Origin of the sequence: Sporolactobacillus sp. KGMB 08714, assembly GCF_036598985.1 — a bacterium.
Classification (GTDB): Bacteria; Bacillota; Bacilli; order Bacillales; family Sporolactobacillaceae; genus Sporolactobacillus.
In genome coordinates, this window is the sequence record NZ_JAUUBW010000067.1 from 83,572 (window position 1) to 99,196 (window position 15,625).

The window sequence follows — 15,625 nt, forward strand, 5'->3', positions numbered from 1 at the left end:
CATTCCCTTCATAAGTGGGCCGCAGCCGGATACTGACGGTTCAATCCGCACGAAGGCGGGCGGCAAGCTCCCCTCCGAGCCGAGGAATCACCTAGTCCGCCTGAGCGGGCGGTAAGCGTTTATCTTTCGGCGGTGCGGGCACAGTGATTATAAAGGCCACTCCGTTCGCGCTGTTTTCTACTCTGATCCCGCCCCGATGATGCAGGACAATACGTTTGACAATGGCCAGGCCGAGACCGAACTGGCCTTTTTCCCCTTTTTTAAAGGGTTCAAACATCGCTTCCATTTCGTTCTCGGGGATCTTCCGGCCGTCGTTCTCGACAACCATGATTGTCTCGCCGTTCCGTTCCTCCGCGGTCACCCATATATTTTGTTTCGCATAACGCAGCCCGTTCTCCACCAGATTTTCGAAAACGGTCTGCCACTGTTCTTTATCTCCCCAGACGGCCGTTTCTTCTCCCGAGACATGAATCCTGATATCCGGGCGCTGGGTCTTCAGCCGTTTCTTAATGAACAGGGCAATATCGCCGAAAGCCATCCGCGTAAAATGAATCTTCTGGTCGCGAAGAGAATCAAAGCGTGTAAAGTAGAGCAGCTTTCTGACTCTTTTCTCCATCTGTTCCGATTCATGGATAATGACATCCATAGAATCCATCAGATCCCCTTTGGGATAAATCCCGTCTTTTACGGACTGGGCGTAGCTGTGCACGACCATGATCGGCGTCTTCAGTTCGTGAGACGCCTGCTGGAGAAATACTTTCTGCGACTCGTCGTACCGCATCAGATTCAGACGCATTTTTTCAAACTGCGAAGAAAGGCGTTCAAATTCATAGTCCCCTTTCCATTCAAAAGGTTTTTCCCAGTTCAGCCGTGAAATCTCTTCGAAACGGCTGCCCAGTATATCCAGGGGACGTTTTAAATAGCGTGCCAGCCAGAATGCGATAAAAAGACCGAGAATGCCCGTCAGGACGAAGATAAAGATCAGCCTGGCCCACAGTTTATGCATCAGTTCATTAGTATAAGTATTCCACATATAGGAAATGAGATAACCGGTTTCCATATTGACGTTCACCCGTCTGACGACATAATACAACGTCGACCCGCGGTAAACCAGTTCGTAACGCTGAATGCTCGCTTTCTGCTGTTTGATATGGCCTTTCATCTCGTTGAAAACAGAAGCCGGAATCGAATTGCCGAGAATCTGGCGGTAATTCGAATCAATCAGCAGGTTGCCGACCGATTTAACCGCCTGCTGACGATCCAGAAAACCGGAGCCTGAGTTGTCCACCCCGTAGTTTCCCGCATCCTGATGCAGCACATTCTGCAGCTGCTCCTGCTCAATCGTCTCATAAGAATCCTCTTTCAAAGCGCTTTGAATGGAGTAAGGATAGACAACGACCATAATGATGCCGATAATCATTACAAGAAGAGCGAACGACAGCCAGATACGCTTCGCCAATGTCCATCTGAACATCAGGACACGACCCTGTACCCGGAGCCGTAAACTGTTTCAAGGGACAGGCGGCTCAGTTTTCTGCGGATTCGCCGGACCACGTCGTCGACTGCACGATCCGATCCGACATAATCCTCACCCCATACCTCTTTGAGTATATCTCTTCGCGATTTAGCAACGTTGGCATTCTCGACAAGATATAACAGGACATCGAACTCCTTTGACGTCAGATCGATGACCGATTTTTCTTCGTCAAAAACTTTTCGGCGGACCACATCGATCTGATACTTGGAAATAGACAGAAGATTTTCGTGAAGTCCGCCGCCGTAAACACGGTGCAGCAATTTTTTAGCGCGAATCACCAGCTCTTTGGGCAGAAAAGGCTTGGCCAGGTAGTCGTCGCTGCCGAGTTCCAGCCCGATAATTTTGTCAAGATCCTGATCTCTGGCTGAAATAAAAATGACGGGCTGTTCTGAATGATTTTCCTTAATCTTCCGGATCAGATCATAGCCGGACATTCCCGGAAGCATAATATCAAGAATCCAGAGATGCACGCCGTTATGCAGGAATTTGATCGCTTCCTCGCCTGTCCGGAAAACGGAAACATTCCATCCTTCCCTTTCCATATAAACCTTCAGAATGGAAGCAAGGCTTTCTTCATCTTCGACAAGATTAATTTGAAAGACGGTTCCGCTCATATACACTCATCCTTATTTCGTTCAAAATTCCCATACTGTCCATTTATTATACCATGAGGCCTTACAGCGCGTGATAAATGAAACAATTTTCATTATTCCCGGACACGAGTGCCGGACTCTTGTACGCCGTGCGGCTCATTCAGACGGCCGTCTGCCGGCTCTGTCCGGAAAGTGAAAGAACGCAGGAAGGGTGATCCTTCAGAAAGGCCGAATCGTGGCAGGTGAAAAGGATCACCTGGCGCCGGTCCGATATTTTTTTCAGCAGCGAATAAACACGCTCGGCCCTCGGGCGGTCAAAATTGACAAACCCTTCATCAATGATCAGGGGCAGCGATTCGCCGCCGTCAAAAACATCCGTCAAAGCCAGGCGAAGCGACAAATATAACTGTTCGGCGGTTCCCCTGCTCAGTTCGCCGGCCAGAAAGATCCGGCCGTCCCTGCGTTCTGCGACGAACCCGTCGTCATCATTGAGATTAAGGGAAATATAGGCCCCGTCCGTCACCTGTTTAAAATAGCGTTCGGCTTCTTTCAGGACTTTAGGCAGCCTCTGTTTCCGGTAACTGTCCTTAGTTCTGGCTATTGCCCATTCGGCCATCCGGAAGACGGTCCATTCCCTTGCTTTGCCGTTGACTTCGGCCAGCAGTGAATGATAACGATCCAGTGCGTCGCGGTAAGAATCGTCATCGGCCGCACTCCGGTACTCTGTCTGTTTCTGGATCACATATTCTCTAGCCTTTTGCAGCCCTTCCTCCAGATCCGCCAGACGGTTTTTGAGCGCATCTTCCGTGACTCCGTCCCACCTGCCTGCATCGAGATCGTGAAAATAGCGCCGCAGATTTTCTTCATTCTCAGCCAGTTCGCGCATATGGATCAGCCGATCATCTCTTTTTTCTATCAGTTTCCGGAACCGATCAGAGCGATCGGCGAGCGCAAAAAATTGCTGTTCATCGGCGGCGCCGGTGCGTTCAAGCAGCCGATCCCGCTCTCCGTAAAAACGATCCAGCTTTTTTTTCAGTATTTGTGCCTGTTTCAGATAAATATCCCTCTGCTTCTTCAGATCCCGGGCCTGCTGCTGCCTTTCTTTCTCCGTATTGTATCGTTTTTCGATAAAAGCGGCATTTCCTCCCGGCACATGAAGAATCTCCGCGAGCCGCTGCCTCTCCCGTTCAAACGATTCGTGTTCCTTACGCCTGTCGCGGATGCGCGCTTCAAGCGCCTCTATCCTGTTCAGAACAGTCCGCGCCTCATCAACCAGCCGCACAATATCCGCAGCCCACTCCGTCCGCTCAACGCTGTAGCCGTTCGCAGCCAGCCATTCCTGAAACAGGCGTCTTTCTTCGCCCAGACTTTTTTCAAGATCCCCGGCGGCCGAACGCGCCTGCTCACAGGCCTTCTCAGTCTTGACAAGCTGTTCACGCGTAAAACTCATTTCCGCTTCATAACGACGATCAACGGCCGCTTCCGTTTCCGCCCCGGCGGACGGCCGAACGGCGCGCCGCAGCGCAAGCCGGGAAGTGTAAAGAAACAGGCCGCCGAGCAGCAGCCCGAACAGAAAAACGAGAACAGCCGCAGCCGGCGCGATCAGAAAATAAGAGAGTACCGCCGCTAAGACCGTCGCTAAAAATGCGGGAACGATCACCGGAGCGGAAAACGGGCCTGCCCCGGTCCGGTCTTCCCGTTTCTGCGCTCCTCCGTTCTCTTCCCTATGTCCGCCTTTCAGCTCTTCCAGACGTTTCTTCAGCTGCAGGACCTCTGCTTCCCGCTCCTCAAGATTCCGGAAAGCGGCGGATTTCTCCTCCGCCGATTCCTTCAATCGCTCTGTTTTTTCCTGCAGGCGGCGTTTGAAGGCAAGGTTCGCAGAAGCTCCGCGCAATTTATCCGCATCCCAGCCGGGCCCGAGATTCTTCAGTACACCCGCGTATTCATTCTGATTTTTCCGCCGGTCATCCTCCAGCAGGGCTGTCTCTCTCAGATTCTGTTCGTCTTTTACTGCTTCGCGAAACAGTGCCGTCAGATTTCCTTCTTCGGAAAACCACGCATCATCGACGCGAATCGACCGGATCGATTCGTCCAGCTGATCGATCCGGTCGGCGAGGCCGGCCGCTTCGTCCTCCGCAGCGGCGATCTGCCTGCGCCAGTCATTATATTGAATCTTGCCGTCTTCCGGGAAACGGGCGATGTCCCCCATACTTTTGATTTCATTCTCCAGCGCGCGGTAACTGACGATAACCGGCCGGATCGCGGAGAATGCGGCCCATTCCCGCTGACGCTGCAGGACATCTTTTTTGTTCTGCTCCAGCAGCCGGATTTTCCCGCCCGTCCGATCGATTTCTTCCTCAATCTGCTTGAAACCGTCCAGCTTTCTCTCATGGTCCCTTATTTCGGTCCGCAGCTTGTCCAATTCGTTCAGCAGATGATTGATTTCAGGATTTCTTCCGCCTTTTTTGAAGAGGGCGCTGCACTTTTTTTCCAGTTCCTGCTGCGCTTCCGCAAGTTTCCGGCTCCCGATCATCCCTGCTCCAAGCAGGAAGTCGTTCAGATCGGAAGGTTTCATTTTCTCGATGCCTTTCAGCCCCTCAAGGTCGAAACAAAAGACGCTCTGATATAACAAACGGTCCACTCCGTGAAACAGTGCATTCACGTCGCCCGTTCCGCTGCTGCCGATAAAAAGGCGGGGAGACGCTTTCTCTTTGAACATTCTCTCAAGCCTGAACTCGCGCCCGTCTTCTCCGAGAAAAGTCAGCGATCCGCCGAGACGGTTCTCCTCATTGTTCCTCAGCCACCTGACCAGCGCATTTTTCTGAGGATATCCGAACAGCGTATCCAGCATAAAATGCATCAACGTTGATTTTCCCGCTTCGTTCCTTCCATAGACGATCACGAAAGAAGAATCCGGCAAAATGATTTTCCGATTTTCAAAACGGCCGAATTGGTTGATGTCCAATGTTCTGATTTTCATTTGTCCGGCGGTTCTGTTTTACCAGGCCGCCCCGCACCCTCCTTTAACCCTGACGGACGAGACGCTCCTTTGCGTTTCCGCTTTTTTCTGCAGCGCCGTTCTCGTCAGTTCTTTCTGCGGACATCCGGAAGAAGCCTTTCAACAAGCAGCCGCTCCGCTTCTCGTTTGATTTTTTCCTTCTCTTCATCGGTCGGCGGGCTGAGAAAGCGCCTGCCGGCATGATGGCTGTAAAGGAGGGCGGCCGCTTCCTCCATGGCCCCGTTCGTTTCAATCAGCCTGAAGAGATCGCCGATAAAATGCGGGCTCCGCAGAAGCTCCTCACGGTTCCAGTCCGTTCCGACCCGCATCTCGCCAGGATTCAGCCAGACGAAATCATTCCGTTCCTCTTCACCGTCGTTCATCGCTTCAGTAAATTCCTGAATCAGATCACTCAGCTCGTCCCGATCCTGATCTGTATCGGAAAAAGAAAAATCCGTTGTCAGAAAAACACCGTATTGGCCGCTGCGTGCTTCTTCCTTGGCACGGTCAATTGCTTTTCCCAGATTTTCGGCCGTGACCGGACCTTTTAAAACGATTTCCTGCCTTTTCCACAAAATATCGGCTGTGGGAATGAAACGGACACGGGATCCCTGCTCGTCCAATTCGACAAGCAGCGCTCCTTTTTCCCCTGTTTCCTTTACGGACAGTCCCTGGATATCGCCCGGATACCAGATAGGCAGGGGCGGGGAGAGCTGCTGCCGTTTGTGGATATGGCCGAGAGCCCAATAGTCAAACGCTTTTTCCGCCAGTTCCCCGATCGCAAAAGGGGCATAACGATCATCGCCGGCAGCCGTCCGCTCCGCACCGTGGAGAATGCCGATCTGATAATCGGCGCCGTCTTTTCTGACATATTTTGCGGCCATGTCTTCGGTCACCCCGCGCTGAGCGTAGCTGAACCCATATAAATGGACAAGCCGGCCGTCCCGCGTCCTGTACGGAATCATCGTCGGAAAAGCCGGGAAAACATGGACGTTTTCCGGAAAATCAAGCCGGTTCCACGGATCATCCAGGTGGTCATGATTTCCGAACACCAGAAATGCCTCAATTCCGGCCGCCTGAAGACGTTCCATGGCTTGAATAAATCGTTTCTGTGCCTTAAGGCTCCGATGGCTGTCATCAAAAATATCGCCGGCAATAATCAAAAAGTCCGCCTTTTCCGCCAGCGTTCGGTCGATCAGCCGCGCAAGAGCTGTAAACGTGCTCGTCTTCACACGTGCATGCAGAGGCGCGGGGAGTTCCGAAAGCCCTTCAAAAGGCCGGTCCAGATGCAGGTCGGCGGCATGAATGAAACGAATCATATCATGCTCCCTCTCCTTCATTCGTATTTGTCTTATATTTTAGCATATCTTCCGACCGATCACACGTTCTCTTATAATGTGAAAGAGAATGATTCTTAAAAAGAATCCTCTGCCCTTTCTAGGATCGGATGAAATGGATGGATCAACGTTAACGGGCTTGCCCTGCAGCCGAAAAGTCGACTGTGGGGCAAGCCCGTTAAGTGATCGGTTTCGTTCTTCGCTTCACCCGTCCGCTCCCTTTATTTTCTGATCCGGATTTACGGCGCCCTCTTCAGACGGAAATCCCAGTGATGGCGAACGCGCTTCAGCCTTTATGGGTGGTCAGGCCCCTGTCAGTGAACGCGCAGCTGTTTCCGAAACACTTCCCTGACCACGTAAGCGACACCGTCCATTTCATTTGTCCGTGTCACCCAGTCCGCTTTTGCTTTCACATCGGGAGAGGCATTCCTCATCGCAACGCCGAGCCCTGCTTTTTCAATCATTTCCGCATCTTCCGGACCGTCGCCGACCGCCACAATTTCATGAAGAGGAATGCCGAGCTGCCCGGCAAAGAAAAGCAGCCCGTTAAACTTTGACGTTCCCTGGCGCACCAGTGTGATGTCGTGAATCGACGGCCTGCTGACTGCGAGCGAAGGAAAATAATCGTCTATTGCTTGTTCGATGTCGTTCATCACTTTCTCATCTTTCAATTTGACTTTTACATCCGTCGCACTCTCATAATTCTCTAAAAGATACTGGCTGAGTGTATCCACGTAGGTCACCGGATAAAACAGCGGCTCATTCATGCCGATCGTCATTTTGGCGATCAGATTTTTCTGACGCGGCCTGTTGCTGATCGACAGCCGTTCGTGAGAAACCTGAATCTGACACGGATAGGTTTCCAGAAATTCAACAAGCTGCAGCAGGACGCTATGTTCGATTTTGCTTGTGTAGACCGGGTTATCCATTGAGGAAGACACGAAGGCCCCATTATGCGTAATAATCGGATGAGTCAGTCTGAGTAAACGGGCCACTTTTGCTGCTGAGTGAAAATGGCGTTCGGAAACAAGGGTAACGACAACACCTTTTTTCCGGGCGTACTGAACGGCATCTTTTGTGCGCCGGTCCAGTCTGTTGCTGTTGTTCAGAAGGGTTCCATCGATGTCCAATGCCAGTAAGCGATATACCAAGGTCCTCCCCCTTTTTGGAATCCAGAATATCCCTTATTCCTGTTCTAAACATATGAAGCGCACCGGCCGAATAGAACAAGACCCGGGAAGGATTTCCCGGCTCAGACCACCCCATGCTTTTCTGGCACAAAAAGAGCGGCTTGACAGCCGCCCTTCCGTATATTTCCTCTAACCGTTTCATTGCTTATTTCTGATAGCCGCCGAATTGAGACTGAGCCTGAGCGACCAGACGTTTGGTAATTTCTCCCCCAACCGAGCCGTTCGCTCTGGAAGTCGTATCGGCCCCGAGGCTGACGCCGAATTCGCGGGCAATTTCCACTTTCAGCTGATCAAGCGCCTGCTGTACACCCGGCACAACTAATTGATTTGAATTTGCCATGTGTCTCACCTCCCTTGTAAGCCTATTGTGCGCTGCTTTCAGATTCTATATTCCGATCAGCGATTGGAAATTGTTAGCGGACATAGCACTGAAAAGAGGCTTGGCCGACGGCAGGCGGATTAAGAAAAAAGGATACGGTCAGCTTTAACCGGCCGGTTTTAATTCGCCGGTTTTCGGATCAATAACCAGGCCGTAAACAGGCGTTCCTTTCGGAAGCAGCGGATGATTCTTCACGATCGACACGCTTTTCCTGACCTGTGCTTCAACCGATTGAAAGCCGCACAGCCATTCCTTCACGTCAATGCCGTCGTTTTCAAGGGCAGCAAAAGTTTCTTCTCCGATTCCGCGATTCTTCATGTCACGGATCATTTTATCCGCTTCGAGGCCGTGCATGCCGCATCCGCTGTGGCCGATCACGTAAACCGCTTCAGATCCCAGCTCGTACAGAGAAACAAGAATGCTTTTCATGACGCTGCCGTATGGGCGTTCCACCATGCCCCCGGCACTTTTAATTATAATAGCGTCGCCGTTTTTAATATTTAACGCTTTCGGAAGCAGTTCAATCAGGCGGCAATCCATACAGGCCACCAGGGTCATCTTTTTTACCGGGCGGCTTCCCGCCTGATAGGGAGCGTAAGCCCTTTCTTTGACAAATTTTTCATTATACTTCAAAATTTCTTTTAACTGCTCCATTTTTATTTTCCCCCGTCGGTCATCATGCATCCCCAACTATCATAAGGAAATATAAAGGTTTCATCCAGCTTATTGCTCCGTCCCGCTTATAGAAACGGGCGAAACGGCAGAATAAAAGCGGCAGCCGCAAAAAATCGGCAGCAACCAAAAGCAGCCGTGCAGGCATCGGCATATGAACCGCTGCGGCCCGATCCGTTCGGCGTCATTCCGTCTGAACGGGGCATAGGAACCCATCCGAATATTCAGATCCGCCCGACTGAAAATAAAAAGGGGCGCGAAGCCCTCCTGCGGAGAAAAGAACCGAAACAGCGGGCCGCTCCCTGTCAGCTAATGTTCCTGAAGTACATGAAGAATTTTCTCAAGGTCTTCCATTTTCCGTGCATACAGCAGGATCCTGCGGTGTCCGTTATCAATAACCAGCACCCCGTCTTCCGAGAGCTTTATATTCTTAATCTGATCGTATGCAGTGTACGACAGGCCGTAATAAAAACCGTTTTCCTTGAACCTGGCTTTCGGGGCATAAATGAGTACGCCGTACAGCAGGATCAGTGCAAGACAGATGAGCAGCAGGCCGGTTAATCCGCCGCTGTCTCCGCGCACCTTGCTCGCAATGTAAATAATGACGACAAGGCCGGCAAGAATCAGCTGATCGACATAATTTCTTTTTCTCATCCTGACCGCCAGAAGGGTCTTTCCCCAGAAAAGCGGGAGAATCAGACCGTCCGTCAGAAGATAGCCTCCATAGGCAATAATAATTAATAACAGAATAATATCGGTAATATGCATATCACAGGCCTCCGATTTTCTCGTAGTGCCGCACATTTCCAGCGGCATGGGAGCGATCATAGTTATTTTATACCCTATGGCGTTTCAGGCAAAGAGCCAATATCCCGGCCATACTAAAAAAACAGGAGAGCCGGCAAAAACGGCCGGCTCTCCGGGATTCAGAATACATTTTATTTGAACAAGCCTATCCAGTACCCCAAAATGCCGAGAACGAAGAATCCAAGGATAATGACCAGAGGATTGACCTTTTTTCTGAGCAGCCACATGCAGATGAATGTCAGAAGCAAAGGTACCAGCCCGGGCATCAGCGAATCCAGTACACTTTGAACGGTTGTCGTCGTGTAGCCTCCGCCTGTCGGGTTTTTGACTTTGGAAATAACCACCGGAATATCGACTTTCGTCCACTTATTGACCAGTGCGCCCATGACGAACAAACCGAGTATTGAAGCGCCTTCGGTTACCTTCTGCAGAAGTCCGCCGCTCATGTCCTGAACAACATCGACACCTTTCCGATAACCGTATGAAACGCCCCACCATCTGAACCAGAGACGAACAACGTTCCAAAGGACGAAGAAGAGAATCGGCCCGAGAATATTGCCCTGCATCGCGATGCCGGCACCTAATGCCGCAAAGATCGGACGCAGTGTGCCCCACCAGATCGGGTCGCCGACGCCGGCCAGCGGCCCCATCAGGCCGACTTTAATGCCGTTGATCGCGGCATCTTCAACCGGCTTGCCGTTCGCTTTCTCTTCCTCAAGAGCCAGAGCAACGCCGGTGATCGGCGCAGCCATCGCCGGAGTCGTGTTGAAGAATTCATTATGCCGTTTCATTGCCTGTTTCCGTTCCTCGCTGCCTGCCGGATAGAGTCTGCGGATCGCCGGAGTCATCGAGAAAGCGAATCCAAGAGCCTGCATTCTTTCGAAATTCCATGAACCTTGAAGTAAATTCGATCTGACGAATACCCAGAACAAATCTTTTTTAGTCAGCTTTTTTTCATTCTTATCTGCTGCTACTGCGGCTGTTTCATTACTCATTTTCTTTTCCCTCCTTTAATCCAATTCATCGTCATTATCGGATGATTCTGCCGGTCCGCCAGCCGTTGCCACCTGTTTGTTGTATTTCGGATTCAGCTGGATATAGACAATGGCAAGTACCAGGCCGATAACGCCAAGGGCAACGAGGTTGAAATTCGTAAACGCAGCGACAACAAAACCAAGGAAGAAGAGTGGCATTAAATAGCCCGCACGCATCATGTTAACAACCATCGCATATCCGACAACGACCAGCATGCCGCCTGCGACATTCAGGCCGCCGGTAATAACTTGCGGAATTGCGGTCAGCATATGCTGTACGGACGAAGTTCCGACCGTAATGACGACGAGCAGTGCGGGAATAGCGATACGCATCGCCTGCAGCAGCAAGGCCGACATATGCCACCAGTCCATCGCTCTCAGATTGCCGGTCTCACACGCCCGGTCGGCCCCGTGCTGGAACCCGACGGTAAGCGTACGGACAACAATCGTCAGCACCTGTCCTGCAGCCGCCAGCGGAATCGCTAGGGCAATGCCGGCACCGACGCTTTGATGGCCTGCTATAACCAGAATCGTTGAAATGATCGAGGCAAGGGCGGCATCAGGAGCGACTGCTGCGCCGATGTTCATCCAGCCGAGAGCGATCATTTCCAACGTACCACCGACAATAATACCCGTTGTCACGTTGCCGAGCACAAGGCCGATCAGCGTGCAGGCGATCAGTGGTCTGTGGGTCTGGAATTCATCAAGGATCGATCCCATCCCCGAAATACACGAAACGATAAAGACCAAGATGATCTGAATTAAAGATATGGTCATCTTCTTTCCCCCCTAAAAATTCGAATTGGTTATATGAATTTCATTAAACCCATCTTTAAGAAAAGCATGTGTTTATTTGTTCTCCAGTTTTTTCAGCAAGGGCATGATATCTTCCTTTCTATCCGAAGGAACCTTGCGAATTTCAAGTTCAATCCCGCGGCCGTGAAGGCCGTTAAACGCTTCGATATCGTCTTTGCCGACCGCTACGGCATTTGTAATCATCGTCTTGCCCTCTGCAAAAGCGATGCTGCCAATATTGATTGACTGAATGTCCACGCCCTCTTCAATCACGCGGAGGACATCCGTCGGGTTCTCAAACAGGAGCAGAACCGGATCCTTTGCGTATTTCGGATTGTTGTAAACCCTAACGGCTTTATCAACACTGACGACATGTGCCGTGACCCCCGGAGGAGCCACCTGCTTCAGAAGAGTGCTCCGGACTTTATCCCCTGCCACTCCGTCGCTGACAACAATCAATCGTTTCGCACCGGTTTCCTTCGTCCACACGGTTGCCACCTGGCCGTGGATCAATCGTGAATCGATTCTAGCCAATCTAATGATCATTTAAAATTCCTCCCCTGAATCTTCTGATGTTTCCTCAAGTGTCTTTCTCAGTGACTTCACACCTTCAACCGCCGTTTTTCCGATGGTATCGACCAGCCGCTTCAGACCCAGAGTATTGCGTTGTGCAAAACATTCAATCAACATAGGCAGATTCACACCGGTCATAACGTCCATATTTTCTTTATCGGCCACAAGATTCGACGCGGCGTTAAAGGGGCTTCCTCCGAATAAATCGACCATAAAAAGCACACCGTCGCTTGTATCCAAGTTCTGAAGAGCCTGATCATATTTTTTTCTGAGGTCATCCGGCCCTTCATTGGATGTAAATTCAACCGTCGCCAGATTATCCTGCTTGCCGAAGATCATTTCTGCAGATTTAACGATTTCTCTTGAAAATGCGCCATGAGTAGCAACAATCAGTGCGACCATCTTCTCCCCTCCTTGCCATCACATTATCCAGCACTTTTCTAGTATGCAATTTCTGTGCCAATTTATGTATTAAAATCCCCGGTTATTTAAAATAAGTAAAAATCCTCTTTTCATAGGCCGAAAAGAGGATGATTAAGAGCATATTCTTTTATTTTAATACACTATATTTATTGAAACCGTTTCAACATAATCTATACGGCAAAAATAATACACTTCAGACATTTAAACACCCATTTAATACACTTCTATCCGGCAGCGCTCAGTCGGCTTCGACGCTTTTTGCTTTTTGCAGCCGGTCCGGAAACTCATCCTGAAGCAGATCAACAAGATAGAAAAGTTCATCCTCGGGCAGCTGGATATTCATTTCCTTTTCGATGACCTGCGAAGCGTTTCTGACCCTGGCAAGTACCGCCCTTTTTTCATCCGTGACCGGATTACTGTAATGCAGGACCTCGCCCCTGACCGCGCGTTCCATAGCAAAGGCACTGTGGACCACTACCCGGAGCGTGGTCGTATTTTTAAAATGAACATCCCATTCTTTCTGCAGGTTATCGCAGAAGTGCAGCAAGGTTGAAATGGCCCGATAGGGATTCAGATAGGTCAGCATCATTTTTAAGCTGTCTTCGCACAACCCGCGGACGATCTTGTCGGATTGCCCGCTTTTGCCGTTTTTAATTTGTATGTGCTTGTTCCTGATGGCCTGCTCAATTGTCAGCTGGCCTTCTCCCTCGATGAAGTGTTCCAGTGAGATGAAAGGAGCGTTGACCTTTGGCTTTCTGACCCCGATCGAAGCGATGATCGTATATTTCTTTTCCAGCTCCTGTACGGTTTGATTCATTCCGATGACAGATATCGGAATGATGTGGATCTCCTCATCGGTAATGTCGCTGATAAAGGTTCTAAGCAGTTCTTCCATTTTTTTCGCCGTTCCCTGGCCGCTGGAGCAGATGGTCAGTATCGCTTTCGGTTTTCCGCGATTTTTGGACACCTGAATGATTTCCTCTTCCACGGAGTTCTGCGGGTTTCTCAGAGAGGCAATGATCGATTTCAGGTCCATGTCCAGAAAATTGGCTTTGCGCACGGCATCGAGAACCATCGGCGTCGATACCATATCGACGGCCTTCACTTCAATACCGGATTTTTCGCCGATTTTTTCTTCAAAGTAATAAAGCGATCCCATATCGACCAGCATCAATACCCCTTCCCCGCGATCCACCTTCCTGACTACCGATACAATTTCATCGAGAACGACCTTAAAGCTGACGTCAAGAGGCATATCGACAGCCTGAATATTATAATCGCCGAGCAGCTCCTTCGTTACATTGACGATCGACGTCGCCGTACTATTTCCATGAGCCGCAACCACAATGCCGACTTTCCCTTTCTGATTCAGTTCATTGGCAGAAACCAGCAGGATTGCCAGGTACATTACTTCAACCTTCGGCAGTCTGACTCTCAGTTTTTCTTCAATCATCTCCTTCATTTTCAAAGCGACCTGGTATTCAGGCTCGTTCTCATCAACCAGCCTTTCATACGAAGTCGGCGCACCCGCACTCAGCCTGTTTTTTCTCTTGAGAAAACCGTCGATATGAAGACTGATGAAATAAAGAAATTTATCATTAAAGGTTTTGTTCAGCATACTCTCGGCCAGCGACCGCAATTCTTCCGCCAGATCGATTACACGCCCGTCCACCAGTTTGGACAATTTCATGTTGGGGCGTTTGGTGACCTGCTGGTAAAAACTTTTGATGTGCAGTTTGATATCCGTCGCTACAAAACGATTGATTTCGGCCGGATCCACATTCTCCTGCTTAAGCAGGCTCGCCTTATCCTCAATGATTTTGTACATGTCAAAAGGAAGTTCGTAAACATCGTCATCAACCAGTTCCTTCGTTCCCTCGTCTGTAATTACCGTCACCTTGCCTACGTAATTCGATATTTCCTCGTTTTCCCTGGCATTTCTCGAAATGAGGCTGAGTCCTTCTTTCATCTCTTCGGGCAGCATTTTGACATACAGATTCACATACGGACTGTCCATACTGTCAAGGAATCCCTGCGCGCAGACAAATTGAATATTTGATTTCAGCTGTCCGACATTGCCGAAAGTGACACTGCCGATCAGCGCCTTGATCACGTCTTCATTCACTTTAATGTTTTTATGAATCCGCTTTGCTTCCTTCGACAGCAGATATTTGGTCAGATCCACTTTTTCTCTCGTCTGCCGTTCATGAAACGACGGCATTGTGATCGTAATCGGGATCCGCCGCAGGAACGTCTGCAGAAACGAGGAAGACGGATCTTCGGTAGTCGCTGCAATAATCAGAACCTGGGCCTGTCTTCTTTTCTCTGTCTCGCCCAGCCTGTTGTAGCGCCCCGTATCCATAAAATAGAAGATCATTTCCTGTCCTTCGGGCGGAAGGCGATGGACCTCATCGAGAAACAGAATGCCGCCGTCCGCTTTCTCCACCAGACCCTGTTTATCGTTTTCCGCTCCTGTAAAAGCGCCCTTGGCATGGCCGAAAATTTGTGAAATCAGAAGCTGCGGATTGTTATAGTAGTCCGCACAGTTAAACACAATAAAGGGAGAGTCCTTATCCATTCTCTTCATATAGATAGCGTAATTGTGCATCATATGGGCAAACAATGTCTTTCCTGAACCGGTCGGTCCGAGGATCAGCGTATGCAGGCCGCGCGGAGGATAAACAACAGCCGCCTTGGCCTGGCTTGTCAGTTTCTTCAGACTCCCTTCCGAACCAATCAGCAGGCTGAACGGATCTTCATCCTTGTCAATGTCCGCCTTCTCTTTGGCCTGGTAGAGTTCCTTCAATGAGGGAATGTCCAGAATGGTATTGTCGATGATATAGCCGTAATTTTTCTTTACCGTGTCCCGGGGAATATACAATACAGGGCGTTTTTTTATTTTAATGACCTTTCCCAGCCGAACAAGATTGTTCAGTTCAAGGCTGACGTTGTTTCTCAGCATTTCCAGATCGTCCGCGAGCTCATTTGCCGAAAAACCCTCACGGTCCAGCAGCTGATCTTTCGTCAAAGTATCGCACTTTTCCTCCAGTTGTTGATAAATGCGGTCGATTCTTTTCATTTTGATTCCTCCGCAGTGAAAAATTTATTTCTGAAAACACCGTTTCCGAATCATTTAGACTATACGGGCTGAAATGATTTCACTGTTATTTTAACATAAGACACTTTTAGTGTATCAATTGTGAAACAGAACAGCCAAAATGCTTATATAAGCGTAATGTTTTAAAATAAATGCTTAAAATTGCTTGATAAAAAAGGCATTATGAATT

At 49.8% G+C, this 15,625-nt stretch carries 13 protein-coding genes; all 13 read right to left on the reverse strand.

Going from position 1 to position 15,625, the window contains the following annotated elements:
• Positions 1 to 91: 91 nt before the first annotated feature.
• On the reverse strand, positions 92 to 1,474 hold the full coding sequence (locus tag Q6A92_RS18525; RefSeq protein WP_274400553.1) for a HAMP domain-containing sensor histidine kinase: 1,383 nt from the start codon (positions 1,472 to 1,474) through the stop codon (positions 92 to 94).
• The gene (locus tag Q6A92_RS18530) at positions 1,474 to 2,151 is read right to left on the reverse strand and encodes a response regulator transcription factor (RefSeq protein ID WP_274400551.1); all 678 of its coding nucleotides are present in this window, start codon (positions 2,149 to 2,151) and stop codon (positions 1,474 to 1,476) included. Before Q6A92_RS18530 ends, Q6A92_RS18525 begins: the two co-directional genes overlap by 1 nt.
• Before the next feature lie 139 nt (positions 2,152 to 2,290).
• A complete protein-coding gene (locus Q6A92_RS18535) occupies positions 2,291 to 5,110 on the reverse strand; it encodes an ATP-binding protein (RefSeq protein WP_332238999.1) in 2,820 nt (939 codons plus the stop codon).
• 104 nt (positions 5,111 to 5,214) lie between these two features.
• Positions 5,215 to 6,447, reverse strand: a complete 1,233-nt coding sequence (locus tag Q6A92_RS18540) for a metallophosphoesterase family protein (protein ID WP_332239000.1) — start codon at positions 6,445 to 6,447, stop codon at positions 5,215 to 5,217.
• 332 nt (positions 6,448 to 6,779) lie between these two features.
• Positions 6,780 to 7,616, reverse strand: coding sequence for a Cof-type HAD-IIB family hydrolase (locus Q6A92_RS18545; RefSeq protein ID WP_274400546.1), 837 nt, complete (start codon positions 7,614 to 7,616; stop codon positions 6,780 to 6,782).
• 184 nt (positions 7,617 to 7,800) lie between these two features.
• Positions 7,801 to 7,995 carry an alpha/beta-type small acid-soluble spore protein gene (locus tag Q6A92_RS18550; protein WP_274400544.1) on the reverse strand — a complete coding sequence of 65 codons (195 nt, stop codon included), beginning with the start codon at positions 7,993 to 7,995 and terminating at the stop codon, positions 7,801 to 7,803.
• 144 nt (positions 7,996 to 8,139) lie between these two features.
• A complete protein-coding gene (locus Q6A92_RS18555) occupies positions 8,140 to 8,688 on the reverse strand; it encodes a beta-class carbonic anhydrase (RefSeq protein WP_332239001.1) in 549 nt (182 codons plus the stop codon).
• Between the two features lie 327 nt (positions 8,689 to 9,015).
• Positions 9,016 to 9,474 (reverse strand): DUF986 family protein, encoded by a 459-nt coding sequence (locus Q6A92_RS18560; protein ID WP_274400540.1) that lies wholly within the window; start codon positions 9,472 to 9,474, stop codon positions 9,016 to 9,018.
• Positions 9,475 to 9,644: 170 nt separating this feature from the next.
• Positions 9,645 to 10,508 carry a PTS mannose transporter subunit IID gene (gene manZ / locus Q6A92_RS18565; protein WP_274400538.1) on the reverse strand — a complete coding sequence of 288 codons (864 nt, stop codon included), beginning with the start codon at positions 10,506 to 10,508 and terminating at the stop codon, positions 9,645 to 9,647.
• Positions 10,509 to 10,523: 15 nt separating this feature from the next.
• Complete coding sequence (locus Q6A92_RS18570) at positions 10,524 to 11,318, reverse strand: PTS mannose/fructose/sorbose transporter subunit IIC (protein ID WP_274400682.1); 795 nt, start codon at positions 11,316 to 11,318, stop codon at positions 10,524 to 10,526.
• Positions 11,319 to 11,396: 78 nt separating this feature from the next.
• Entirely contained in the window at positions 11,397 to 11,888 is a 492-nt protein-coding gene (locus Q6A92_RS18575; RefSeq protein ID WP_332239002.1) for a mannose/fructose/sorbose PTS transporter subunit IIB, read from the reverse strand.
• Positions 11,889 to 12,317: a PTS sugar transporter subunit IIA gene (locus tag Q6A92_RS18580; RefSeq protein WP_332239003.1), complete on the reverse strand. Its 429-nt coding sequence runs from the start codon at positions 12,315 to 12,317 to the stop codon at positions 11,889 to 11,891.
• A 259-nt stretch (positions 12,318 to 12,576) separates the two neighbouring features.
• The gene (locus Q6A92_RS18585; protein ID WP_274400532.1) at positions 12,577 to 15,417 is read right to left on the reverse strand and encodes a sigma 54-interacting transcriptional regulator; all 2,841 of its coding nucleotides are present in this window, start codon (positions 15,415 to 15,417) and stop codon (positions 12,577 to 12,579) included.
• Between the last annotated feature and the right edge of the window lie 208 nt (positions 15,418 to 15,625).

Bases quoted from the DNA above. Each gene is read 5' to 3' on its own strand.
- Q6A92_RS18525 (WP_274400553.1), bottom strand. From the start codon at position 1,474: ATGTTCAGATGGACATTGGCGAAGCGTATCTGGCTGTCGTTCGCTCTT.
- Q6A92_RS18530 (WP_274400551.1), bottom strand. From the start codon at position 2,151: ATGAGCGGAACCGTCTTTCAAATTAATCTTGTCGAAGATGAAGAAAGC.
- Q6A92_RS18535 (WP_332238999.1), bottom strand. From the start codon at position 5,110: ATGAAAATCAGAACATTGGACATCAACCAATTCGGCCGTTTTGAAAAT.
- Q6A92_RS18540 (WP_332239000.1), bottom strand. From the start codon at position 6,447: ATGATTCGTTTCATTCATGCCGCCGACCTGCATCTGGACCGGCCTTTT.
- Q6A92_RS18550 (WP_274400544.1), bottom strand. From the start codon at position 7,995: ATGGCAAATTCAAATCAATTAGTTGTGCCGGGTGTACAGCAGGCGCTT.
- Q6A92_RS18555 (WP_332239001.1), bottom strand. From the start codon at position 8,688: ATGGAGCAGTTAAAAGAAATTTTGAAGTATAATGAAAAATTTGTCAAA.
- Q6A92_RS18560 (WP_274400540.1), bottom strand. From the start codon at position 9,474: ATGCATATTACCGATATTATTCTGTTATTAATTATTATTGCCTATGGA.
- manZ (WP_274400538.1), bottom strand. From the start codon at position 10,508: ATGAGTAATGAAACAGCCGCAGTAGCAGCAGATAAGAATGAAAAAAAG.
- Q6A92_RS18575 (WP_332239002.1), bottom strand. From the start codon at position 11,888: ATGATCATTAGATTGGCTAGAATCGATTCACGATTGATCCACGGCCAG.
- Q6A92_RS18580 (WP_332239003.1), bottom strand. From the start codon at position 12,317: ATGGTCGCACTGATTGTTGCTACTCATGGCGCATTTTCAAGAGAAATC.
- Q6A92_RS18585 (WP_274400532.1), bottom strand. From the start codon at position 15,417: ATGAAAAGAATCGACCGCATTTATCAACAACTGGAGGAAAAGTGCGAT.